13 protein-coding genes are annotated in these 25,227 nt (G+C 67.6%); 2 read left to right on the forward strand and 11 right to left on the reverse strand.

All coding sequences use genetic code 11. The features are described from left to right. The first annotated feature begins 19 nt into the window (after positions 1–19). Positions 20–961, forward strand: a complete 942-nt coding sequence (locus FHS47_RS11335; protein WP_167027153.1) for a class I SAM-dependent methyltransferase — start codon at positions 20–22, stop codon at positions 959–961. Further along, positions 958–1,710: a glycosyltransferase family 2 protein gene (locus FHS47_RS11340; RefSeq protein WP_167027156.1), complete on the forward strand. Its 753-nt coding sequence runs from the start codon at positions 958–960 to the stop codon at positions 1,708–1,710. The genes FHS47_RS11335 and FHS47_RS11340 overlap by 4 nt, the downstream gene beginning before the upstream one ends. Before the next feature lies 1 nt (position 1,711). Here the strand turns inward: FHS47_RS11340 and FHS47_RS11345 are convergent, their stop codons facing one another. From FHS47_RS11345 to FHS47_RS11395, 11 genes are read right to left on the reverse strand one after another with little or no spacing between them, the layout of a single operon-like run. Then, complete coding sequence (locus FHS47_RS11345; RefSeq protein ID WP_167027161.1) at positions 1,712–2,887, reverse strand: hypothetical protein; 1,176 nt, start codon at positions 2,885–2,887, stop codon at positions 1,712–1,714. After that, complete coding sequence (locus tag FHS47_RS11350; protein ID WP_167027164.1) at positions 2,884–4,050, reverse strand: glycosyltransferase family 4 protein; 1,167 nt, start codon at positions 4,048–4,050, stop codon at positions 2,884–2,886. Before FHS47_RS11350 ends, FHS47_RS11345 begins: the two co-directional genes overlap by 4 nt. After that, positions 4,047–4,685: a polysaccharide deacetylase family protein gene (locus tag FHS47_RS11355; protein WP_167027167.1), complete on the reverse strand. Its 639-nt coding sequence runs from the start codon at positions 4,683–4,685 to the stop codon at positions 4,047–4,049. The genes FHS47_RS11350 and FHS47_RS11355 overlap by 4 nt, the downstream gene beginning before the upstream one ends. Continuing rightward, positions 4,682–5,890: a glycosyltransferase family 4 protein gene (locus tag FHS47_RS11360; protein ID WP_167027170.1), complete on the reverse strand. Its 1,209-nt coding sequence runs from the start codon at positions 5,888–5,890 to the stop codon at positions 4,682–4,684. The genes FHS47_RS11355 and FHS47_RS11360 overlap by 4 nt, the downstream gene beginning before the upstream one ends. After that, complete coding sequence (locus FHS47_RS11365) at positions 5,887–7,005, reverse strand: glycosyltransferase (RefSeq protein ID WP_167027173.1); 1,119 nt, start codon at positions 7,003–7,005, stop codon at positions 5,887–5,889. The genes FHS47_RS11360 and FHS47_RS11365 overlap by 4 nt, the downstream gene beginning before the upstream one ends. Further along, on the reverse strand, positions 7,002–8,357 hold the full coding sequence (locus FHS47_RS11370; protein WP_167027176.1) for a phenylacetate--CoA ligase family protein: 1,356 nt from the start codon (positions 8,355–8,357) through the stop codon (positions 7,002–7,004). The genes FHS47_RS11365 and FHS47_RS11370 overlap by 4 nt, the downstream gene beginning before the upstream one ends. Continuing rightward, a complete protein-coding gene (locus tag FHS47_RS11375; protein WP_167027178.1) occupies positions 8,354–9,616 on the reverse strand; it encodes an O-antigen ligase family protein in 1,263 nt (420 codons plus the stop codon). The genes FHS47_RS11370 and FHS47_RS11375 overlap by 4 nt, the downstream gene beginning before the upstream one ends. Then, a complete protein-coding gene (locus tag FHS47_RS11380; RefSeq protein WP_167027181.1) occupies positions 9,604–10,713 on the reverse strand; it encodes a polysaccharide deacetylase family protein in 1,110 nt (369 codons plus the stop codon). The genes FHS47_RS11375 and FHS47_RS11380 overlap by 13 nt, the downstream gene beginning before the upstream one ends. Beyond that, positions 10,707–11,837 carry a glycosyltransferase family 2 protein gene (locus FHS47_RS11385; RefSeq protein WP_167027184.1) on the reverse strand — a complete coding sequence of 377 codons (1,131 nt, stop codon included), beginning with the start codon at positions 11,835–11,837 and terminating at the stop codon, positions 10,707–10,709. The genes FHS47_RS11380 and FHS47_RS11385 overlap by 7 nt, the downstream gene beginning before the upstream one ends. Positions 11,838–11,861: 24 nt before the next feature. Beyond that, positions 11,862–18,266 carry a non-ribosomal peptide synthetase gene (locus tag FHS47_RS11390; RefSeq protein WP_167027187.1) on the reverse strand — a complete coding sequence of 2,135 codons (6,405 nt, stop codon included), beginning with the start codon at positions 18,264–18,266 and terminating at the stop codon, positions 11,862–11,864. Next, positions 18,263–24,925, reverse strand: coding sequence for a polyketide synthase (locus FHS47_RS11395; RefSeq protein WP_167027190.1), 6,663 nt, complete (start codon positions 24,923–24,925; stop codon positions 18,263–18,265). Before FHS47_RS11395 ends, FHS47_RS11390 begins: the two co-directional genes overlap by 4 nt. Positions 24,926–25,227 lie beyond the last annotated feature (302 nt).

Here is a 25,227-nt window from a genome sequence, read left to right on the forward strand (position 1 = left end):
TTGAATGGGGGTAGCCATCATGCACTGGCGTGCCAAGGGCGTGTTACAGAAGGTGCTGGGCCACGTGCCGGGCGGCGAACAGGCGCACTACCTGCTACAGCGCCGCTTTGGCGGCCTGCGCGGGTTCCGCCGCGAGTTCGACGTCAAGATGGACGACTGGCGCCTGATGGTCGGACACCTGCGCGATGTCGGTCGTCCCATTGCAGGGGCGCGACTGTTCGAGGTCGGTAGCGGCTGGTATCCCACCTTTCCATTCGCCTGCTATCTGGGCGGCGCCCGCCAGGTCGTCACGGTGGATCTCAACCGGCACATCAGGCCGGCGCTGGTGCGCAACTGCGCCGCTAACCTCTCACGATATACAGCGCTCATTGCCGAGGCATGCGGCGTGCCCGAAAGCGACGTCAGGGAGCGCCAGCAGGGCCTCCTGGCGCGGCTGCAGCAAGGCGACGACGTGGGAGCGGCCAGCGAGGGTGTGGTGGTCTACGAGGCGCCCGCCGACGCGACACGCACCCGGCTCGACGGGCAGCAGATGGATTGCGTTTTCTCCAATAGCGTGCTCGAGCACGTGCTGCCCGAGGCGATCGACGGCATCTATCGCGAAGCCATGCGTATTCTGGCGCCCGGCGGGATCATGTTCCATTCGGTGAACTGCGGCGACCACTACGCCTATGTCGACGGCAGCATCAACCAGCTCAACTACCTGCAGTATTCCGACCGCCAATGGCGACGCTGGGATAACGCCTTCCTCTACCAGAACCGCGTGCGCGCCTACGAATTCGTGGAACGCGCCGCCGCCGTCGGTTTCGACATCGTGCTCAACACCGAGTGCGCACGCGAGAAACGACTGGCCGAACTGGCGAGCATGCAGGTGCATCCACAGTTCGCGCACATACCGCCCGAGCGGCTGTGCGTGACGTCCATCGACTTCATCGGCCGCAAGCCCGGTACGGCGAGCGCATGAGTCACGCCCTCGTCAGCGTGATCATGCCGGCCTACAACGCGGCTGCAACCTTGCGGGGTGCCGCGCTCTCGGTGCTTGCGCAAAGCCACGAAGCCTGGGAGCTGATCATCGTGAACGATGGCTCCTGCGACGGCACCGCATCGATCATGGACGACCTCGCCGCTGCCGACCCGCGTATCCGCGCGATCCATGCCCAGCGAAATGTCGGCGTTGCCGCCGCCCGCAACGCCGGCATGGCGGCGGCCCGCGGCAGCTACATCGCTTTCCTGGACAGCGACGACAGCTGGCACCCGACCAAGCTTCGACGTCAGCTGCAGCATATGGCCGACACCGGAAGCGCCATCTGCTACGCGCCTTACGATCGCGTTTCGGAAGATGGCCGGCTGCTCTCGCATGTGCGTCCTCCGACGCGGGTGGGCTATGCGCAGATGCTGCGCAGCAACCACATCGGGAATCTCACCGGTATCTACGACCGCAGGCTGGGCGACATCGATTTCCGGAAGGTCGGCCACGAAGACTACGTGTTCTGGCTGGAGATGGTGCGTCGCGCCGGCGTCGCAACGTGCGTGCCAGGCAGCGAGGCGCTGGCGTACTATCTGGTGCGCAACGGTTCGGTGTCTGCCGACAAGTGGCGCGCGGCGCAATGGCAGTGGCGCATCTACCGGGACGTCGCCAAGCTCGACTGGCTTTCCTCGAGCCGCCACATGTGCCAGTACGCGTGGCTGGCCATGCGCAAGCGGCTGGTCTGATTCATCCGGTTGCCCGGGCGGGTTCGGCGATTTTCCCTGGGCGAGCCAGTTCGAAGTCGCGATGAAGGCCCGGGTTGCCGGTCATGCCGGCCTCGGCCGCCTTGGCAATGTTGTACATTTCGCGCGCCGTCACGTAGTGGAGTACGTAATCGCGGCCGTCGTTGTAGGCGGTCTCCAGGTAATCGTGCATGTCTTCGATCGGCTTGCCCAGCAGCGTGTCCATGTCACGCTCTTGCGTGCCGTGCGTGTGTACCTTCACGAACACCCATTCCGGGCGGCCTTCCACGTGGATCCCCGTGCTAACCCACTGGTCCACGCGGTGGCGTGACGGCGGGCAGCCCTTGCGGATATCGGAATTTTCAATACGCGGCACGATGCCGAAGCGGCGGTCCTTCCAGTTCAGGCCCAGAGGCCCCTGGATGATCAGCAGGTCGCCCACGGGCTTGCCGCCGACGCGCATCGGCACGCCAGTGTCGTGCGACTTGCAGCGCTGGGGATCGTCGGTGGCGTAGTAGATGGCATTCGACATGCGCGTCTGCGTGTCGCTCGGCGCCGAGGGTAGGGTGAAGTCGGCGTAGCAGCCGAGCTCCCGCAGCAAGATCAATTCGTTGTCGATGCCGCACCAGCGCCCGTCGGGGCGCGAATTGTCCAGACACCAGTTGCCGTGGATGAACGCGAAGCGCAACTGACCAGTCACCGGATCGCGGGGAAGCGCGCCGTGCCTGTCGTGCAGGAGACGGTTGAACCGGTCCATGGTGGCGACGAAGTTTTCCGGCGTGTCGTTGTCGTGGTGCAGGTGGATCTCGATTTCACCGTAACCGTCGGCGCAGAGACTGGCGATCTTGTCGAGGTGCTCCTCCACATACTCTTCTTCGGGGTAGAAGAAGGTGTGCTGCGGCATGCGCCCGTCCGCGTCGTGGTGGCGCGATGCCAAGGCGCGATAGTCGGTGCACCAGCGGTCCACGCGGCGGCGCTGGGTGTCGATATCCACGCGACCCCAGTTCGGCTCGAAATGATCTACGAAGCAGAACAGTACGTGCACCGGACCTTCGACCCTGGGCGGCTTGCGCCGCGTGAGGTAGCCCCACAGCCAGTACTGCATGTTGCGTGCGCGGATGGCTATGGTCAGCAGCACCGCGGCGCCGAGGAGGAAGATCATGGCGACGGCTGCGATCATGGGTGTGCCCCGGCAGGTACGAGGGTAAGTAGCTGTTCTGCGTTGTTGCGCCACTGCCGTTCGTTTGCGATGTAATCGCGGGCAGCCTGTCCGACGCGGCGGCGTTCCTCTGCGCGCTGGGCCAGTTCGAGCACGCGTTCGACGCAGGCCGCGGCGTCGCCGCGAGGGAACAGCCAGCCGGTGTGACCATCGGCGATCACCTCGGCAACAGGCGCATAGTCGGGCGCCACCACCGCCACGCCCATGCCCATGAATTCGAAGAGCTTCATCGGCGAACCGTAGTGATTGGAGTTGGGTAACACGGCATAGTCCATGCAGGCGATCCAGCTCGCCACCTCGTCGTGGGGAACGCGACCCGGCAGCAGTACGCGGTCCGACAATCCGCGCGCCTCGATCAGTTCGCGCACAGCCGGTAGCGTCTTGCCGTCACCCACGAAGACAAGGGCAAGGTCGGGCACGCTGTCGAGCCGGTGGGCGATGGCCTCGACGAAGGCGTCCACGCCGTGCCAGTGCGCGAACGCACCAACGTGGCCGCACACCGTCCTTCCGGTGAGTCCGCGTTGCGTACGCAGGCACTCCCGATCGAAACGCGACGGATCGAAACGGGGCAGGTCCACCGCATTCGGTGAAATGACGCAAGGCGCAATCTCTCCGTAGGCGGCGATAGCGGTTTCGCGAAAGTAGGTGGAAATGAACACCAGGCCCGTAGCGTGCCGGAAACACCAGCGCTCGATGCGCCGTGCCAGCCTGCGCATTTTCAGTGGTCGCACGCGCTCCACCAGTGCGGAGTCGTTGATTTCCAGCACCAGTGGAATTCCACGTCGCCGTGCCAGCCAGATGGTGGCGAACAGGAACAACGAGTAGCGCTCATAGATGAGCTGCGGCTGTGCCACCCGCCACGCGCGGCCCATGCGCGCCAGTGTGACCACGTTATAGAGCAGTTCGAACATCTCGAACACTGCGCCGGGAAGCTTCGTGACAAGGCTGGCGAGACGGCTACGACTCTGGGTCGTAGTCGCCTCCACCTCGCGCTCCGGGTCGGCGCCGGGAAACGACATCACGTCCACCTCATGGCCCAGTTCGCGCAGTGCTCCCACGATGCCGCGTATATGCACGCCTTCCACGTGCCGGCCTCGCGTGCGGTGGTGGTAGAGGATCCTCATGCGGCGCTCCCCGGCAATGCGGCGAAGCGTATCCCCTGCGCCAGCCATTCCGGCAGAAGCACGTCGAGCGCGTCGGCCGCTTTGTCGCTATCGTCGTGCATCAGCACGATGTCGCCCGCGGCGGGCGGGTCGTGGCGGAGACGATCGATCAAGGCCTCCACCGGGCGGTCCTGGTAGTCCAGGCTGTCGTACGACCAATAGACGAAGCTGCGGCGCCGGCGGGCGAAGTGCGCGAGCAACGAAGCCCCGACATAGCCGTGCGGTGGCCTCATGCGATGGTGCGGCCGGTTGTCGAAGAGGCGGAGCAACGCGTCGGTGCGATATACCTCGTCGAGTTGTTTCGCGAGGTTCATGTTGCGGAACGACCAGTGGCTGTACGAGTGGTTACCGATCATGTGGCCTTCCTCGACGATACGTTTCACGATGTCGGGGTGCTGTTCGATCTTCTCGCCGACGAGGAAGAAGCTCGCCTTCACGCCATGCCTAGCCAGGGTGTCGAGGAGCTTCGGCGTGTGCGCCGGGTCGGGGCCGTCGTCGAAGCTCAGGTAGCGGAGGTCGGCGTCCCGGGTACGCGTGAGGACGAGGTGTTCCGGCAGCAGGCCGAGAAGGTCTTGTTTTCTGAGTTTCAGGTTCATGTATGCGGAAGACGACCAGGCTGATCCGGTGGGGTGGCGCTGCTTTGCGGGAGGCTGTGGGCGCCTGCCGCGGCACGAAGGAGCACGCGCTCCAGGCGGTCGATGTTCTCGTCCCAGCGGAACGTGGCGGCGTGCGCCGCGATGGCCGCCGGGTCGAAGCGCCGTTCGAATGCTTCCACCAGCGCGGTGCCGAGTTCATGCGGCTGATGTGGGGGCACAAGGATGCCCGCGTGGTCGGGAACGACCTCGGGAATGCCGCCGACGGCGGTGGCGACGATGGGTGTGCCGCAGGCCATGGCTTCCAATACCACGTTGGGCACGCCTTCGTTATGGCTCGGAAGGCATAGAACGTTTGCCGCACGAAACCAGTCCGTCAGTGCGGCATGGTCCACGGCGCCGGCAAAGTGCACTGCGGGGGCGAGGCACAGGGCCGCCGCTCGGCCTTCGAGACTGCCGCGGCACGTCCCGTCGCCCACGTACACGAGCCGTGCATCCGGGTGGCAGGCGACCAGCGCCGGGAACGCCTCGACGAGGTCGAGGCATCCCTTCGTGGCTTTCAGGTTGCCCACGTAGAGCACGATCGGCGCGTCGAGGGGCAGGTTCAGACGCTCGCGCGCGGCGCACCGGTCACCGCGATGGAAGAGACGCGTGTCGACGCCGTTGTAGATGGTTTCCACGGCTCCCGCGTCCGCACCCAGGGCGACCGCCTTGCACGCCAGTGCCCGGCTGACCGCGACGACGCCGGCGGCTCCGCGCAACGCGGAACGGACCTGTGGGCGGCGCAGACGGAATTCCGCCTGCACGTTCAGATCGCTGCCATGTACTTTCACCACATAGGGGATGCCGAGCAGACGGGCGACCCACGCCGCACCCGCCGCGTCGGGATAGGCCCAGCTCGCGAGCATCACGTCGTACTCGGCCTCGCGCAGCTCCCGGCCTCTTTGCCACATGAGGCAGGCGAAAAAACACAGCGCGTTGAGGAAGCGGCCGAAACCGGGCGGGTGGAAGAAGGTGAAATAGTCGCATTCGATGCCGCTCACATCGGCGTTTCCCGATTTGCCGGCCATGCGTTCGCGGAAATCGACGGCAGTGAGCACGTGCACCTCGTGGCGTTCCGCCAGGCGCTGGAACTGCTGCCGGTTGAACGTGCCGCGCCGTGGGTCCCAGGGCGTCGGAAAGAGATTGGTGACGACCAGGACTTTCACGACGCCGCGTCCATGTCGCCGAAGTAGAGCTGGCCGTACCGCGCAGCCATGGCTTGCAGCGATCCATGGGCCTCCACCCACGCCCGCGCCGCCATCCCCAGGCTGGATGCCCTGTGCGACGCATGCAGCAGTTCGAGAATGGCGTTTGCGAGGGCCGGGGGGTCGCACGGCGGCACGAGGCGCCCGGTGGCATCGTCGTGCACGATCTCTGCGTTGCCGCCCACGTCGGTGGCGACGATCGGAAGACCTGCCGCGCAGGCCTCCAGCAAGGCCATCGAATATCCCTCGGTGACCGACGAGAGGGCGAACAAGTCGAAGCCCTGCATCAATTCGCGTACGTCGTCGCGGTCGCCCAGGAAGTGCACGCATCCGGCCACCCCTTCGTCGAAGGCACAGGCCCGGAGCGTTTCGCGCAGTTCTCCGTCGCCCACCAATACCAGGGCCGTGTCCGGACGCGCATGGCGCACGATGCGGAAGGCGCGGATGAGGCCGGCCTGGTCCTTGGTCCAGTTCAGGCGGCCCACGCTGCCCACGATGCGTGTGCCGGGGGGTACGCGGATGAGCCGTGTGAGCCGTTCGTGCATGGCGTCCGAGGCCACATCGAAGCCGTCGAGCACGATGCCGTTCGGCACCACGCAGGTTTTCGCGGCAGGTGCGATGCCGCGGCGCACCGCATCCTCGCGCGCAGCCTGGCAGACGGCCACCACGGCGTCGGTGGCGGCGAGCGCGCGGCGGAACAGCCATTCCCGTCTTCCCGGTTTGCGTTGCGCGCCCATGCCGTGCCGTGTGTTCACTACCTGGCGAATGCCCATGCCCGCGCTGGCAAGCACCGCCTGGTAGTGGGCCACCGCGTTATGCGTGTGCAGCACCTCCGTGCGGTGGTCGGCCAACAGCCTCCGAGCACATCCCAGCGCGCGCAGGTCGAAACCCTTGCGCTTGTGGCATGCCGACACGGGCACCCCGATGGCGTCCAGCTCCGGGGCCAGCGAGCCGCGCTCGAACAGGCATACCACCTGCACCTTGTGGCCCTCCCGGTGCTGCTCCTTCACCAGGTCGATGACCATCCGCTCCAGGCCTCCCCGGTTGAGGTTCTCCACGAAGTGGGTGATGTTCACGAAGCCAGCTCCGAAACGGTGACGCGCAGCTTGCCGCTGCGGGTGAGGGGAATGTCGTCGACGAAATGACAGTGCAGCTCGGCGCTGTCACCCAGCACCCTGGCAACCTCGCGGCGAATGTAGTCGAGCGAGGCGTCCTCGAAATCGCGGCCGCGCACGATGGAAAGGTCCAGGCGTTCGAGGCTGCGCTGCACGAGTTGGAAGCGGGCCACCCCGGGAACATCCTTCAGCATGTGCGGGAAGAACTCGCCGGGGAGGACGTTGCCCGCAGGCGTGCGGATGGCGTCGAGCTTGCGCCCGTCGACGGAGGCGAGCATCGGCAGACCCCTGCCGCATGCGCACTGCGAAGTGGCGTGTGTGGCCATGTCGCCGTTCACATAGCGGACGAAGGGCATGCCGTAGTTGAAGAGGTCGGTGAGGGCCACCTCGCCGCTGCCCGTTCGCGTGGGCTTGCCGCCGGCGTCCAGCGTTTCCACCACCAGGTGGTCGGCGTTCACGTGCAGACCTTCTCGATGCTCGCACTCGGAGGCGATGAGCATGACCTCGCGACAGCCGTACGTGTTGAAGGCGGGCGCGCCGAAGGCGCGCTCGATGATCTCGCGCTGGAAAGGATGCAGTGCCTCGGCGGCGCCGATGATCGACTCCGGGCGAGCCACGTGCCGCCCGTGTGCCAGCAGCCACTCCGCAAGGCGGACGAGCGGGCCGACGTAGCCGACGATCACCTTCGGGCGGTACGCGTCGATCGCGTCCGCGTAGGCGGCCATGTTGCTTTCGCTCATACGGAAGCTGTCGAGCACCTTGCGAGCGAACGCGGCGTTGTATAGGCGGTCCTTGATCTGGTGCGAGCGGCTCGGTTGTCCCACGGCACCGCCCCAGAGGAACAATGTGCGCCGCCCCATGCGCGAACCCGCCCAGCCGTAGCCACGCCACATGACCGCCACGCGCCGGTCGTTGCTTTCGCGCGTGTACCCATAGCGCAGGGGCTCGCCCGTCGAACCGCCGGTCGCCTTGTAGGCCAGCGTGTCCTTCAGCGGGCGGGCCTTGAGGTCGTCGGCGTTCGCGCGGATGTCGGCCTTGGTAAGCACCGGCAGCCTGGCGTAGTCGTCCAGGTTGCGGATGTCGCCCGGCTCGATGCCTTCGGCATCCCAGCGCCGGCGATAGTAGGGCACTTCCCGATAGCACCAGTCGAGCAGCCGCTTCAGCCGTTCGAACTGCAAGGCCCGGATCGCTTCCGGCGACAGCCATTGGTCGTGCGCATAGCGGCGCACGTAGGCCGGCGTGTCCCGCCGGCGAAGGCCGCCTTCGTAGGCGGGCCAGAGAACGTGGCGCAGCAGGCTTTCGTAGGTTTTCATGTGGTACGCAACAGGAAAGCGACGAGGACGAACAACGCGAACACGCTGCATGCACCGGTGGGTACCCAGCGCCAGCCGCCGTCGGAAAGGCGAAACATGGGCAGCTCGGGCCAGCGCCGGCGGGCGCCGACGTAATGCCCGGCGACCATGGCCGCGATGAGGTACAGCACGACCATGTAGCTTCGGCTCAGGAAGAAGGCGGCGGCGAACAGGCCGCACAGCGAGAGCAGCAACGTGAGGGCCATCTGCTTTTCGGTCGTCCAGGCGGCTTCGACGGCAGGGTCGGTACCCACCGGGCGCTGGAACCGCACGATCTTCAGCATCATGAGAAAGCCGTAGGCGACGAAGGCCAGCCAGAGTACGAAGCCGACAAAGCCGGTTTCCGCCAGCACCAGAATGAAGGAGTTGTGCGCGGTCAGTTCGTTGTATTCGGTGAAGTTGCCGGGACCGACGCCGAACAGCGGGTTGTCGCGAAACATCTCCAGGCCCGAATACCAGGCATCGACCCGGCCCGCGGCGGATTCCTCCCCCGCGTCCAGTTCCTCCATGCGCGAGGAAAGCGCCTTGAGCACCGCGAGTCCCAACACGCCGAGCACGGCCGCCACGGCCACGCCCTTGCGATACCAGATGTAGCAGCCCGCAACGACAAGCACTGCGAGCATGGCACCGCGCGAATTGGTGAGATAGGTGCCGTAGAGCAACAACAATGCGGCTGCCAGCCATACCGGCCGCATCACACCTGCGCCACGACGGCCTAGGAACACGGCCATGGGAAGGGTCGCGGCAAAGAGCAGGCCCAGGTCGTTGGGATCGTTGAAGATACCCACGTACTGGATCCGGTTGCCTTCGCCCAGGGGGATGCCCGTCCAGCCCATGCCGAGCTTCGCCTGTTCCACGCCATGCAGGGCCAGCACCGCAGCGGAGGCGACGAAGACGCCCATCGCCACGCGCACGCGTTGCTGTGTGCCGCATGAAGCGCCGAAGATGAAGAACGCGATCACCACCGGGCCGAAGCGGGCCAGCTCGTCCACGGCGCCGCCGGCCCAGCCATTGGTCGCCTGGGAAACCATGAGGACGAGCAGGAAGGCCGGCAGGATCACGAATTGCGGCGCTTCGAAGGTCTTCTCCTTCGACAGCACCCATGCCGCGAACGCCAGGAGCAGCACCACCGGCAGGATGGGCACGGCATCCAGCCCTTCGACATAGTCTTGCGGGCGGATGATGGTGAGAACGACGTAGAGGAGAATCAGGGGGAACATGGCATCTCCCGCGGACCGGTGACGGCGTGCGGCGGTGTGGGATAACTCATCAGCTGTGGCAGGGCCAGCATCGCGGCGAACCAGCCGGGGCCCATGTTGCTTTCCACCGGCAGGCGCTGCAGGGCATAGCGGTTCTCGCTGGGCTCGGCATTGGTGCCGCAGATGTAGCTGCAGGCGAGCTGGAAGCCGGCATTGCGCGTGGCGGCTATCACCGCGTCGTTATAGGCCCGATCGCCGCCGACGGGATACGACATGAGCACTGCGGGATGGCGCAGTTCCCGGTCCAGCGTGGCCTTCGATTCGCGAATCTCGCGCTCCATTTCGTCCTGCGGAAGTCGGGCCAGCATCCGGTGGTGCACGCCGTGCGAACCGAACTCCAGGCCGGCCGCTTCCATTTCGCGTGCCTGGTCCCAGGTCATCGGGCGACAGTCGGCGGGGCGCGCGTTGGCGGAAGGCATGTCCCATTCGGCCTCGAGCCGTTCGATCATCGCCGTCTGGCCAAGGGCGTCGAGCCATTTCATGCGCAGAAGCACATTGCCGGCGATACGGCGTCGCTGCGCACGGGCGGCTGGCAGAGGGACGTCGATCGCCAGCTCCGGCAGCACCAGCCGCGGCGCATGCGTCAGAAGGATCATGTGCACCAGCCAGTCGTACGCGTACGGCCGGCCCGTATCGATGTGGCCGGTGGAGACGAAGAAGGTGGCAGGTACGCCCACCTCGTCCAGGATAGGTGCGGCGATACGGTAGTTGTCGTCGTACCCGTCGTCGAACGTGACCGCGACGGAATCGGGCGGAAGTGCCTCGCCCGCGTCGAGCGCCGCGACGACGTCGGTAAGCCGGACCGGCCGGAAATGCTTTTTCAGACGCAGCATCTGCTCGCGGAATTCGGCGGGCGGCGTGCTGATCAGTTCCATGTCGAATTCGTAGGTATCCGCATCCGGCACGGGCATCACGCGGTGGTAGGCGAGGATACGCAGGTCGCGCTGCCACCATGCGCGCACACGCTGCAAGGAATGCAGCAGGCCGCTGGAATAGCAGAGCTCGCCGAGCCGGCCTCGAATGCCGGGCGCGCCGCGCGGGGTCGTTGGGATCACCATAGGTGGAGCCTGCGGTTGCGTGCGAAAGCGACAAGGGCCTGCGCGGCGAAGAGATTGAGATAGAAGAAGGCCACCGCGATGCGCAGCGGCAACAGGCGCCCGAGGAGCGGTTGCAGGCGGGCCACGGCAACCAGCAACAGGCCGCCCATCAGGCCGCCGAACGCGATGGCGTACATCGGGTGCCGCGTCACCAGCAGGCCGCTGCTCACCGTGAGCGCCACGATCAGCCACGGCGCCAGAAGCCGCAGCAGCTTGTGGCTGACGAAGCGGAACCACAGGGGATTGCACCAGGGCAGCAGGAGCCAGGGTGCGACCTGGATGAGCTGGTAGTTGCCGGCCAGGGTGAGGATCTTGCGACGGCGCTCGTCCTCGGGCATCTGCGACGGCTGGTCCCACGCCATGGCCTTCGGCTCGAAGACCACCCGTTTGCCCTGTGCGGCCACGCGCATGGGCACAAGCACGTCGTCGAGTACGGTGCCTTGCGGCAACGGCGCGAAGAGGGCGCGGCGCATCGCGTGGATCCCGGCGGTCACGCCGATGGTTGAGCCGGACAAGCTTTCCGAGTGGCGGATGCCTTTCTCGTAACGCCAGTAGAAGTCCACGCCCTGCGCGAATCCCGTCCGCACGTTTTCCATGTGCAGTTCGCCGGTCACGGCGCCGACGTCGGGATCGCCGAGGTTCGCCACCAGTTCCTTCAGAGCCACGGGGGAGAGACGCTGGCGCACGTCGGTGAAAAGGATCACCTCGCCGCGCGTGAGCGCCACCGCATCGTTGATGCATGCAGCCTTGCCGCGGCGGTTCGGGTGGTCGAGCACGGTCAGCCGCGGGTCGGTGGATCGCCGGGCCAGCGCGACAGTGGCGTCGCGGCAACCGTCGCACACCAGCACGATGTCGATCAGCGCCGACGGGTAGTCCAATTGGCGCAGATTGGCCAGCTTCGCGCGGATATGCCGTTCACCGTCGTGCACGGCGAGCACGATGCTCACCGTAGGCAAGATGTCCCGCTTCGCCACGGGCCGCGGCCGCATGCGTGCCTGCAACCACATGAGGAGCGGATAGCCGGCAAACACATGCACGAGCAGAGCGGCCGACGTCCAACAGATGAACCAGGCAATGTGAGTCATGGCGTTCCCCCCGGGCGCCGTCGCTCAGCCGCGGCCGAGCAGGCGGCCCAGCAGGCCGCGTTTTGCCGCCGTCCGGGCAGGCGCGGGCGGCGCGTTGGCGAGCTCGGCGGCGAGGGTTCCCAGCGTGCCGTTCGCGATGTCGAGCAGGTTGAGCTGCACGCCGGTGAGCTTCTGCACGCGCAGTGCCATGTCCACGGCGAGCAGCGAGTGCCCGCCCACATCGAAGAAGTTGTCGCTGGTCCGCACGCGCGACATGCCCAGCAATTCCGTCCATACCGATGCGAGCAGGCGCTCGCTCTCGCTGCGGGGCTGGGTGCTCTCCACCGACATGGCCGCCGACTGTCGCTCCGCCGGAAGCGGCAACGCGGCCAGGTCGGGTTCGCCCGTGATCAGCAAGGGCAGGGCATCGAGCACTGCCAGGTGTGAGGGCATCGCCCAGCTCGGCAGCGCTTCGGCGAGGGCCGCGTGCAGTCCTTCCGCGTCGGCGATGGCACCGGGTGCGGCCACGGCGTAGGCGTCGATGCGCGGCAGTCCCGCATGGTCGGTGCGCAGCACAGCCAGCGCGCGCACGATGCCCGGCTGGGCAAGCAGCAACGATTCAATGGCGGCCGGTTCGACGTCCATGCCCTGGCGCCGCAGGCGGCGGTCGGAGCGGTCCAGCACCTGCAACTGGCCGCCCGGCAGCCAGCGACCGCGATACCCGGTGCGAAGCACGCCCTGGCCCGCGGGAGGGCGTTCGGACGCGCGTTGACCGGAAGGAACGGCATGGGTATGCCCGGCGACGGCGATTTCTCCAGTCGCGCCGATCGGGCAGGGTTCGCCGTTTTCGTCGAGGATCCACACCTGTGTGTGCGGCAGCGGCTTGCCTGCGTGCAGCGCGTCGGCCACGTGTTCGACGCGGCCGCAGGTCGCGGCCGGTGCCGTTGTCGTGTCGCCGAACAACGTCCAGAGAGACGAGGCGCCGGCCGCAATGCGTGCCGCCATGTCAGGACCTGGCGTACCACCCGCGACCACGGCGCGCAGGCGATCGTCACCCTGCCAGCCGGCGTCGAGGAGCGCCTGCCACGTTTCGGGCGTGGCGATGAAGGTGTCGAGGCCTTCGAGGAACGTCGGTGCGATGGACCTACCCTCGTTGCCGACGGGCGATTGCGGGGCGACCCAGGTCGCCCCGTGCGCCAGCGCAAGCAGCGCTTCGATGCTCAGCATCGGGTCGCCCGGCAGGGCGTCTCCGGAGACGCGCTCCCCTGCGTGGATCGACAGCACCTCGCCAAGGCCTTCGACGATGCCCGCGACGGCGTGGTAGGACAAGGCCATGCCTCGCACCTTGCCGTCCGCACCCAAGGTGGGGAACGCCACGGCCGGGCTATCCGGATCCACCGCATCGAACGTGATGTCGTCGATGGCAAAGGCTTCAAGCTCTGCGCTGTCCGTGTCGAGCCATACCGCGCAGTCGTGCGGCCAGTCGAGCTGGCTTTCCAGTGCCGAGTCGCCGACGAGCAGGGTCATACGCGCATCGGTGAGGATGTCCCTCAGTCGGCCGACCGGATCGTCACGGTCCAGCAGCAAGGCCGTTCCGCCGATCGTCGCGATGGCGAGCAGGCAAGCCACGCGGTCCGTGCCCGGACGCACGCAGAGGCCGACGACGCTGCGGGGAATGCCGCCGCGTTCGCGCAACAGCATGGCAACGCGCGTCGCACGGCGGAGCAGGGACGCATACGTGACGTCGCGCGGTCCGTCCGCGATCGCGATGGCGTCCGGAGCGACCTTCGCGGCCGCGGCGACCATGGCGTACAAGCCCACCGGGAGGCGAACGTCCGCGCCGGTGTCGTTCCATTCGTGCATGCGTTCGAGTTCGCCCGGCGTCGCTGCGGTGAGCGAACCCACGGCGATGGCGGGATCGTCGGCGACGCGGCGCATCATGCCGAGGTAGCGCTCCCGCATGAGGCGGGCGGTGTCCGCCTGCAGCAGGTCTGCGTTATAGGTGACGCCACCCACCATGCCCGTGTGCCCTTCGAGGAACCAAAGGCCGAGATCCTCGGTGGCCCCGCTCTGGAACAACAGGATCTGCTCGTGCGCCAGACCGCCCCAGTCCACCACGCGCTGGCGTGCGTCCTGGAAGGAAAACAGGGCCTGGTAGAGCGTGGCGCCCGCACCCTGGCCCACGCGCAGTTCGCGCTGCAGGTATTCCAGCGGCACGTCGGGATGGCCGAAGGCCTCGATGGCGACGCGCTTCACGTGGCGCACGAATTCCAGGAACGACAGTGCGGGATCCACGCTCACGTGTAGCGGCAACAGGTTGTTGAAATAGCCCATGACCGATTCGACCTCGGTCTGGTTACGTCCGCGCACGGGAGTGCCCACCACCAGATCGCGCTGCCCGGCGGAACCCGAAAGCATCACGAAGTACAGCGCCAGCAAGGTCATGTTGAGCGTGGCGTCCGCCTGGCGCGCCACGTCGTGCATGGCATCGGTGTCTTCGCGCGAAACGCGGATCCATTCCGTCCTGCCCAGTCCGGACATGCCCGGACGGCGGGGATGGTCGGTCGGCAGCGCACGCACGTCGCCCATCTGGCTCAGACGGTTGCGCCAGAACTCCAGCTGGTTGCGGAAGGCCTCGGATTCGAGCCAGTGCGCGTGCCATTCGGAGAAGTCGCCGTACGTCACCGGCAGCGGAGCCAGAGGCGAGGGCAACCCGGCGACGAAGGCACGATACAGCGCCGACAGTTCGTTGTAGAGGATGTCGAACGACCAGCCGTCCCAGATGATGTGGTGCGGCATGAAGAAGAAGGCGTGCTCGTCGTCGGCGAGGCGGAACATGCGTGCGCTGAACAGCGGCGCCTTGCCAAGGTCGAACGGTGTGTCGGTCAGTTCCTGCAGACGCTGCATGAGCCGGATTTCGCGCTCGTCGTGCGGCAGGTGGCTGAGGTCTTCGGCTGGAAACAGCGGGTAGTCCAGCCGCGCCTCCACCACCTGGGCGATGTCCGCGCCGGTGTCGCGGAAGGCGGTGCGCATGATCGGTTGCCGCTGGATCAAGGCCTGGAACGCCATGCCGAACGCGTGCTCGTCGAGCTTGCCGCGCAGGCGGTGTGCCGACGGCGCGTTGTACGTGACGCGTCCCGGATTCATGCGTTCGAGGGCCCACAGGCGGCGCTGCATCAGCGACAGGGGCGCATGCTCCTGCTCGTTTTCCGCACGATGCACGATGGGTTCGGCTGCCGGCGCGGCACCGCTGGCCACCTGCGATCCGATCGCCGCGGCCAGCTGTTCGATCGTCGGTGCGTCGAACAGCGTGCGGAAGGAAAGGGTCACGCCGAATTCGCGGTTCAGCCGCGCGGTCAGTTGCGCCGCCAGCAGCGAATGGCCGCCGAGCGCGAAGAAGTCGTCGCGGATGTCGAGGTCGGGCAGGCAGAGCACGGCCTCCATCGCGGCAGCGACGCGGCGTTCGTCCTCATTGCGTGGTGCCGTCCGCTGGCCCGGCGCGGCCACCGAGTGCGCAACCGGAGGCGGCAGGGCCTTGCGATCGATCTTGCCGTTGGGCAGCAGCGGAATCGCATCGAGCACGAGGATGTGCTGCGGCACCATGTAATCGGGAAGGCGCGCGCGCAGGCGCTCCCGCAACATGCCTTCCAGGTCGTCGTCGCGACGAAGCTGCCCGTCGACGACAACGTAAGCCACCAGCCGCACGTCACCCGGGCGGTCCTCGCGCGCCATCACCACAGCGCGGACGACTTCCGGTGCATCCGTCAGCACGCTCTCGATCTCGCCCGGCTCGATCCGGTAGCCGCGCACCTTCACCTGGAAGTCGAGCCGGCCCAGGTGTTCCAGAAGGCCGTTGCTCAGCCAGCGCCCGCGATCGCCGGTGCGATACATGCGCGAATCCGGCGTTTCCGACCAAGGATCGGGCACAAACTTTTCGGCGGTGAGTTCCGGACGGTCGAGGTAACCCAGCGTGACGCCGGCACCGCCGATGTGGATCTCGCCGGGAACGCCCAGCGGACAGTGATTGCCGCGTTCGTCGAGGATGTGCACCGTGGTGTTGGCGATCGGACGGCCGATGTAGATACCCTCGCGCGGATCGGACACGCGCCAGTAGGTCGAATACACCGTGGTCTCTGTGGGGCCGTAGCCGTTCCACACTTCACCGCAGCGATCGAGCAGCGCCTCCGCCAGATCGACCGGCAACGGTTCGCCGCCCGACACCGCACGGAACGCGGGGCGGCCCTGCCAGCCCGCGTCGACGAGCAGCCGCCACCCGGCGGGCGTGGCCTGCATCATGCTGGCGTCGCTCTCCTCGATCAGGCGGCGAAGCTGCACGCCGTCGCGAACGTCGTCGCGTCCCGCGATCACGATTTCCGCGCCGCTGGTCAGCGGCAACAGCAATTCCATGAAGGCGATGTCGAACGATAGCGTCGTGACCGCTACCAGCCGGTCGTCCGGCGCGATGCCTGGCACACGCTGCATGCTGGTGAGGAAGTTGGCGGCCGAGCGGTGCGGTACGCGCACGCCCTTGGGCCGGCCGGTGGAGCCGGAGGTGAAGATGACATAGGCCACCGAATCCGGCGTGGCCGCCCGGCGGTTGCGTTCGGGCCGGTCGAACGAGGCCCGCGCCACCTCGTCGCCATTCAGCGCGAGCACGCGCGCGGCGTCGAAGTCGAACGCCAGGGGTGTGTCGTCGTCCACCACGAGCGCGGAAAGTGCCGCGTCCGCGGCCATGAAGGCGAGACGGTCGGCGGGAAAGGCCGGATCGAGCGGCACGTAACCCGCGCCGGATTTCAGCACACCCAGGACCGCGGCCACCATGTCGATGCCGCGGGTAAGCGAAAGTCCGACCAGCGCGCCGTGGCCGATGCCTCGCTCGCGCAGCGCGTTGGCGATACGGTTCGCGCGCGACTCGAGCGCCGCGTAGCTGAGCGAGCGATCGGCATGGCGTACCGCGGCGCGCTCCGGTGCGCGGTCCACCTGCTGCTCGAAGAACTCGTGGGCAAGGCGCAGCTCCGGGAACGGCGTGGGTGCGGGTTGCAGCGCCGCCAGTTCGCGGTACACGGCGTCACTGACCACCGGCAGGGCGACGGCCGCTTCGCCCGGATCGAGCGCCGCCTGGCGCAGGAGCGTGGCATAGGCGTCGAGCCAACCCTGGATCGTCCCGCCTTCGAAGAGGTCGGCGTTGTACTGGCATTCGAGACGCAAGCCACCGTCGACCTGCACGGCATTGACGAACAGCTCGAAGTTCTCGTACTCGCGAGGCACCGCCTCCACGTCGAAGCGCAGGCCGGGAAAGGTCACCGTGCTTTCGTCCAGTTGCGCATCCAGATTGAACAGCACGGCCACCAGCGGCAGGCGCGACGGATCGCGCGCGAGCGAGAGGCGGGCCAGCAGGCTGCCAAGGGTGTAGCGCTGGTGTTCGAAGGCATCCAGCAGGTCGTTGCGCACGGTGCCGAGCACCTCGGCGAAACTCGCGGTGTCGTCGATGCGCGCCCGCAGCGGCAGCACGTTCACGGCATGGCCGACCAGGGTGTGGAGCCCTTCGGCTGCCTGGCCTGCGGTGGGGATACCGATCACCACGTCGTCCTGCCCCGCGATACGGCGGAGCAGTACGGCGAAGGCGGCGAGCAGCGTCGCATAGAGACTCGCGCCATGAGACGCGCCCAGGCGCTTGATTGCGGCGACTTCCGTCGGGTCCAGCATGCGGTCTTCGCGCCGCGAGGCGAACGACCGACGGCGGGGGCGGGAACGATCCACGGGAAGGTCGAGTACGGGCACCTCGCCGGCGAACCGGTCGAGCCAGTACTTTTCATCCTCCCGTGCCGTCTCGCTGCCGGCGTGCGCAGCCTCGGCCAACGCGAAGTTCGAGAACGCGCCCGCGGGGGCCGGGCCGTCGCCCTTGCCTGTGCGTTGCGCGTAAAGGGCGGCGAGATCGCGAACGATCACGCCGAAGGACCACCCGTCGCACACGATGTGGTGCGCGACGATGGTCAGAAGGTGGCGGTCGGCCGCCAGGCGGAACAGTTCCGCGCGCACCAGGGGCCCGTTCTCCAGGTCGAACGGGGTGGTGACGATACGCGACAGCGCCGCCTGGATGCGCGCATCGCTTTCGAACGGCGCAAGCAGCGACAGATCGTGGAAGGCGATCGGCAGGGTCGTGTGTTCGGCGACGAACAGGCTTTCGCCGTTGCCGCCGAAGGTGGCACGCAGCGCCTCATGGCGGTCCACGATGCTTTGCAAGGCCCATTCGAGGGCCGGCACGTCGAGCAAGCCCTTGAGGTTCAGCGATACCGCCTCGTTGTACGCCAGCGAGGCTTCCGGCTCCAGCCGGGATGCCAGCCACACCTCGCGCTGCGCAGCCGTCGTCGGCACGAGGCGCGCAAGCGGCGCGCCGGCGAACGGATCGTAGTCGACCGCCGTGGCGGCGGCCAGCTCGTTGGGCGTCATGCGGTAACCCTCAGGTACTTGCCCGGCGCATCCGGGTTGGGAACGAACCATGCCGGATGGCCGTCCGGATCCTTGCCCAGGCGCGCGCCGGGCATGGGCGGGTGGGCGGCGTCGAAGGCGGCGGGTTCGCGGCGGCGCGGCAGGAACTCGGCTTCCTGCATCTCGAGGATGGATTCGCGGAAGGCGTTGGCGATGGCCGCGAAATCGGCCTCGCTGTGCGCCGTGGTGAAGAAGCAGGGGAAGTTGTCGAGGATGTGGATGCCGCGGCTGCGCATCATGGCGAACAACAGGTCCTGCAGCGGATGGTCTTCGCTGAATACGATCTTCCACACCGACGAGAAGTGCACGATCTGCACCGGTGCCCCCACGCTGGCGCAGAAGGCATTCAGCTCATCGGCCATCGCGGTGACCTTCGCATTCAGCGCGGCCTGCAATTCGGGCCCCTGTTCCTTCAGGTGCGTGAGCACGGCGTGCGCGGCCGCCAGTGCAAGCGGATGGCGCACGAAGGTGCCGGCGAAATAGGTGACGCCCACGGTCGGCGTGGAATCGTCGCCGAAGCGCCAGTGGCCGCCGTCGAGCGCATCCATGAAGCGCCGCTTGCCGGCGATCACGCCGATGGGAAAACCGCCGCCCACCACCTTGCCGTACGACGCCATGTCCGCGTCGATGCCGAGCATCGCCTGGGCGCCGCGCGGGTGTGAGCGGAAGCCCGTCACCACCTCGTCGAAGATGAGCAGGGTGCCGGATTCCTCGGTGATCGCGCGCAACTCCTGCAGGAACTCCACCGGCCGGAAGTCCGGGCGGCGGCTCTGCACCGGTTCGACGAGCACGGCGGCGATGGACGAGGCGCGCTCGCGGATGATGGCCAGCGATTCCGGGGTGCCATAGTCGAGCACCAGCACGTTCTCGGCGGTGTTGCGCAGGATGCCCGGCGCGGCCGGCACCGACTTCAGCTTCTTCGTGCCACGGACGATCACTTCGTCGAAGATGCCGTGGTAGGAACCGGTGAAGATCACCAGCGTGTCGCGGCCCGTGACGGTGCGCGCCACACGCACGCAACCCATGACCGCTTCGGAGCCGGTGTTGCACAACGCGGCGCGGTCGAAACCCGTGAGATCGCACACCTGTTTCGCCACGATGCCGGCGAGCGGATGCTGCGGGCCGATTTCGTAGCCTGCGTCCAGCTGCGCGCGCACGGTGTCGAGCACGAAGTCGGGCTGCCAGCCGAACAGGTTCATGCCGAAGCCGTTCAGGGCGTCCACGTATGCGTTCCCGTCGAGGTCCCACACCTTCGAGCCCTTGGAGCGCTCGATCACGATCTGGTAGACGATTTCCTTGAGCAGCGGGCGGAATCCGTTCACCACGCGCGGATCGGCAAGGTGCGGGCGGTGCTCTTCGGTATAGGCCTTGGATGCCTTGCTGCGCTCGATGTAGCGACGCATGAAGGCATCCAGCCGCGCGCGCTGCCGCGCGCTGAGCTCGGTGTTCGTGGAGTGGATGCGCGCGATGGCGCCGAAGGCCTTCTTCACGTCGTAGGTGGTGTGGGCGAGGGCGGCTTCTTCGTCGTTGCTGGCGATACCTTGTGTGGGAGGCGCTTCGGCGGCGATGGGTGCCTGCCGCAGGTTGCCCGCTGCCGCGGGATCGCCGGCATAGCCGGCTCCCACAACGGAGCCGGTTCCCACGGGAGCCAGAGGCGCGGAAGCGGCGGCTCCCGCAAGCAACGCCAACTGCTCCCGCATGATCTGCATCTGCTGCGCGATCACGTCCTGGACCAGTCCGCCACCGATGGCCTGCGCCGCCGGTGCCGCCGCCATGGCCGGCGCGGGAACTGCCGCGGCCACGGGCGCCGCCGGCTGGGATTCAGCCGGCAACAGGCGATCGATGTGCGCCGCGAGACGTTCGAACGACGAGCAGCCGTCCATCAGCTCGCGAAAGGTGATCTTCAACGCGTAGGTCTTCTGCAACTGCAACGCCACCTGGGTCAGCGAAAGCGAGTCCAGCCCCAGTTCGACGAAATGGGTGGAAGGGTCCACGCCGTCGAGATCGGCGCCCGACACGTCTTCGAACAGGGCGACGAGTTCGGCGGCGAGGCGCTGCGGACGGTGGCTGGAAGCAGGCGCGGTAGGCATCGGCATGGGGAACTCCGGTACGGCGGCAGGAACGGCGGCGGGCGGCGCGAGCGCGGCCGCGGCGGCGATAGAGGTGATCGAGGCAGGCATCCGGGCATCGATCCAGTGCCGTTTGCGCTCGAAGGGATAGGTGGGCAGGCGTACGCGGCGGCGCTGCTCGCGGTGATCCAAGGCGTGCGTGGCGATCGTGGCGCCGGCGGACCAGAGCGTGCCCGCGGCGGCAAGCCATGCGGCGCGTTCGTCGGCAGGGCCTTCGCCCAGCGAAGCCACGATCGTGCGGCCGCGTGACTGCGCATGCTGGCGTGCGAGCAGGGCAAGGCTCGGACGCGGCCCGACCTCGAGGAATGCGTGCGTGTCATCTTCCAGGGCATGCAACAGCGCCGGCGAGAAACGCACGGTTTGCCGCAGGTGCCGCGTCCAGTAATCGGGCGACATGGCCTCGGCCGCGGTCAGGGGAAGGCCGGTAAGCGTGGAAACGATCGGCACCCGCGGAGCGGAGAGCGCGACGGCACCGACTTCCGAGCGGAAGCCGTCGAGTACCGGGTCCATCATGGCGGAGTGGAACGCGTGCGAGGTATGGAGCAGGCGGCATGCCACGCCTTCGCCTTCGAGCAGCAAGCGGAAGGTGTCGATGGCCGCCGCCGGTCCCGACACGACGCTCGCGTTCGGTGCATTCTCGGCCGCGAGGGAAAGAACGCCCGGGAGCCGCGCGCGCAGTTCGGCGGCGCCCAGGCGAACGGAAAGCATCGCGCCCGTCGGAAGCGCCTGCATCATGCGGCCGCGACGCGCGACCAGGCGGGCGGCGTCGGCCAGCGGCATGATGCCTGCGAGCGCGGCGGCGACGAACTCGCCCACGCTGTGTCCTATCATCGCCACCGGTTCCACACCCAGACTCATCCATAGCCGCGCCAGGGCGTATTCGAGCGCGAAGGTGGCCGGCTGGGTGAGCGAGGTGGCCTTCAGGGCCTCCGCATCGTCGGCGAACATGCGGTCGCGCAGATCGAAATCGAGTTCTTCCAGCAGCGCGTTCGATGCCTCGTCCAGCGCGGCGCGGAATACGGGTTCCGTCGCGTGGAGTTCGCGCCCCATGCCGGCGTACTGCGAGCCCTGGCCAGGGAAGAGGAAAACGATGCGGGGTGCCGGATCGGCACAGGCGCGGCACATCGCGGCAGCGGCGATGTCGCGCAGTTTCGTCACCGCGTCGCCGGTCGAAAGCGCCACCAGGTGCGTGCGCTGCGCGAAGGCCTTGCGGCCGCAGGCCAGCGTCCATGCGGTGTCGGCCAGGTTACCGTCCGGATGCGCGGCGAGGTGGTCGGCCAACCGCGCGGCCGCGTGGCTCAGCGCCGCCGGCGTGCGCGCGGAGAGCAACAGCAGCTGGGGCCCGCTGGCGGGTTCGGACGGCGAGCGCTCAGGGGCTTCCTCCAGCACTACATGGGCATTCGTTCCACCCACGCCGAACGAGCTCACGCCGGCGCGAAGCGGGCCGCCCGCGGTTTGCCAGGGGCGCAGCGCGTCGTTCACCACGAAGGGCGAATCCTCCAGGCCCAGGCGCGGATTCGCCGACGTGAAGTGCAACGACGGCGGGAGGCGGCGCTCGCTGAGCGCGAACGCCGTCTTGATCACGCTGGCCGCGCCGGCTGCCATCACCAGGTGGCCCACGTTGCTCTTCAGCGAGCCCAGCGCGCAGAACCCCTTGTCCGCGGTGGCACGGCGGAAGGCGCGCGTCAGTCCTTCCAGTTCGATGGGATCGCCCAGCGGCGTCGCAGTGCCGTGTGCCTCCACATAGGAGATGTCACGGGGCGAGACGCCGGCGTCTTCCAGCGCCATGGCGATCACCGCCGCCTGCCCGACGGCATTGGGCGCGGTGAAGCTGGCCTTGATGGCGCCGTCGTTGTTCACGGCGGCACCGCGGATCACGGCATACACCGGATCGCCGTCGCGAAGGGCATCGGAAAGCCGCTTCAGCAGCACCACGGCGGCGCCGTCGCTGAACACCGTGCCCTGTGCGTCCTTGTCGAAGGTGCGTGTGTGCCCGTCGGGGGACAGCATCGATCCTTCCTGCGCGATGTAACCGCTGTTCGGCGGGCAGGCGATGGACGAGCCGCCCGCAAGCGCCATGTCACAACGGCCGGCGCGCAGGGCGTCGAAGGCCTGGGCGATCGCGACCAGCGACGTGGAGCATGCGGTATTCAGGCTGATCGCCGGGCCCGTGAGGTTGAGCTTGTGCGCCACGCGGGTGGCGAGGTAATCCTTCTCGTTACCCAGCATCACCTGGAAGGCGCCGAGTTTTTCGATGAGGTCCGGGCGGCCGCTGATGTGCTTCTGGTAATACGTGGCATTGTGCATGCCGCCGAAGACGCCCACGGGCGCCGACTGACCATCGGGTACGTAGCCGGCGCGTTCCATGCACTCCCAGCACAGTTCGAGGAACAGGCGCTGCTGCGGATCGGTCAGTTCCGCCTCGCGGGGCGACATGCCGAAGAATCCCGCGTCGAACTGGTCCACGTCGTCGACCACGCCACGCGCTGCCACGTAAGCCGGATCGTCGCGTTCGGTCTGGCTCACTGCCGGGTCCAGTTCCCCCGGCGCGAAGAAGCGTATGGATTCGCGGCCTGCGCAAAGGTTCTCCCAGAAGGTCTCGGCGTCCGGTGCGCCGGGGAAGCGCCCGGCCACGGCGACGATCGCCACAGGTTCCCCTGCCGCCTGCGCGCCGCCCGCCAGGCGTCCTGCCGGCGCATGACGGACGGCGCGCCCCTCGATCGTGGCTCCCACCGCGGCCGGGGTCGGCTCGGCGAAGAACCCGACCAGGGTCGGGACGGGCGACAGCTCGTCGTGCACGCGTGCGATCACGCGCGACGCAAGCAGCGAGCTGCCGCCGAGGTCGAAGAAGTTGTCGTCGCGACCGACGCGGGCGATGCCGAGAACTTCGGCGAAGAGATTGCACAGTGCCGTTTCCACATCGCCGCGTGGCGCGGCAAAGGCCGCTGCGAGTTCCGGGCGGGCGGCGTCGGGCGCCGGCAGCGCCTTGCGGTCGAGCTTGCCGTTGTCGTTCACGGGCAGGCGTTCCATGCGCACCCACGCCACCGGAAGCATGTAGTCGGGCAGGGTACGAGCCAGCGCGTCGCGCAACCCCCGCGCCGTCACGGTGTCGTCTTCGCTGACGTAATAGGCGACGAGGCGCTTGTCTCCGGGGATGTCTTCGCGGGCGATCACGGCGGCGGCGGTCACGCCGGGCAGGGCGCGCAACGCGATGTCGATCTCGCCCGTTTCCACGCGATAGCCACGGATCTTCACCTGGCCGTCAGCGCGGCCGACGAACGCGAGGTTGCCGTCGGGCAGCCAATGCACCAGGTCGCCGGTGCGATAGCGTGTGCCACCCGCGACGAAGCGCTCGGCGGTGAGTTCGGGACGGTTGAGGTAGCCGCGGGCCACGCCCGTGCCGCCAATGTAAAGTTCGCCGGTTTCACCCTCGGCGACGTCGTTGCCGTCGCTGTCTAGCACGTGCAGCGAGGTCTCGCCGATGGGTCGCCCGATCGGTATGGCCCGCAGGTCGTCGGGCAGGTTGCGCGGGATCGCATAGGTCGTCGCGAACGTGGTGCATTCGGTGGGACCGTAGCCGTTGATCAGCGCGGTGGCGGGAAGCGCCGCATAGGCCTTGCGCACGTGCGGCACCGACAGCGCCTCGCCACCCGTCATCACCACGCGCAACCCGGCCAGATGGCGCGGGTCGTCGTCCACGATGGCATTGAACAGCGCGGCGGTGAGCCACGCGACGTCGGCACCGTGTTTGGCCACGGTGCGGGCGATGCCGGGGCCCGTGGGCACGCGTTCGCCATGCACGATGCAGGTGCCGCCATTCAGAAGCGGCGCGAAGATCTCGAAGGTAGACGCATCGAAGCCCAGGGGGGCGGCATGCAGTACGTTCGGCGCGTTGAAGTCGATGTAATCCGAGCGCAGCACGAGCCGCAGGATCGACACGTGCCGTATCTCGACGCCCTTGGGCGTACCGGTGGAACCGGAGGTGTACATCGCGTAGGCAAGGTCGCTTCCGGAAGACCGGGGACGTGCCGCTTCGCAGGTGTTCGCGCCCGAGGGCGCTTCCCACATCGGTGTTGTGTGCTCCAGTTCCGCGAGCGTGAACACCGGTACATCGTCATTCTCGTACATGTCACGCACATCGTCGGTCACGACGGCGGCGACGTCGGCATCGCGCAGAGCGAATGCCACGCGGTCGTCTGGCCAGCGCGTATCGATGGGGAGGTAGGCCGCACCCGCCTTGAGCACTCCCAACAACGCGATCACCGCTTCCGCCGAACGATCTAGCAACAGCGCTACATAGCAACCCGGCTCCACGCCCGCGGCCGTCAGGTTCGCGGCGACGCGGTCGCTGCGGGCGTCCAGGTCGGCATAGCTCAGGCTAGCCGTGTCGGACACCAGGGCGACGCGTTCCGCAAAAGCTTTCGCGACGGCGCGGAAGCGGCCGTGGACGGTGGATGTGTCGTGCCCTGCGGCGGTCATTGCATCGCTCATGGTCTGGCCCCGTACCGATTGGAAGAACGCGATGGCATAGGCCGAACGGTCGAGGCGTCGGCGGGGCGGATGGGCGGAGCGCTCCGTGTGCGCCCACCTTCCGCTTCGCTTCCCCCGGTGCCCCCTGTCCGCCGCGCCGAACCCTCGGCTCTCATGCGATCTCCCGTCACGCCCGGGGCCGGATGGCCCTTCGCGTCTGTGGAATCTTTATAGCCCCCGGGGTGGGAGCGGCATATACAACTGGCGCGCTAGCCGGGGTGTGCGAATGGCCGAGGGCAGACAAAAAAAATGGTTCTTCACGT

This window comes from Luteibacter sp. SG786 (assembly GCF_011759605.1).
Classification (GTDB): Bacteria; Pseudomonadota; Gammaproteobacteria; order Xanthomonadales; family Rhodanobacteraceae; genus Luteibacter.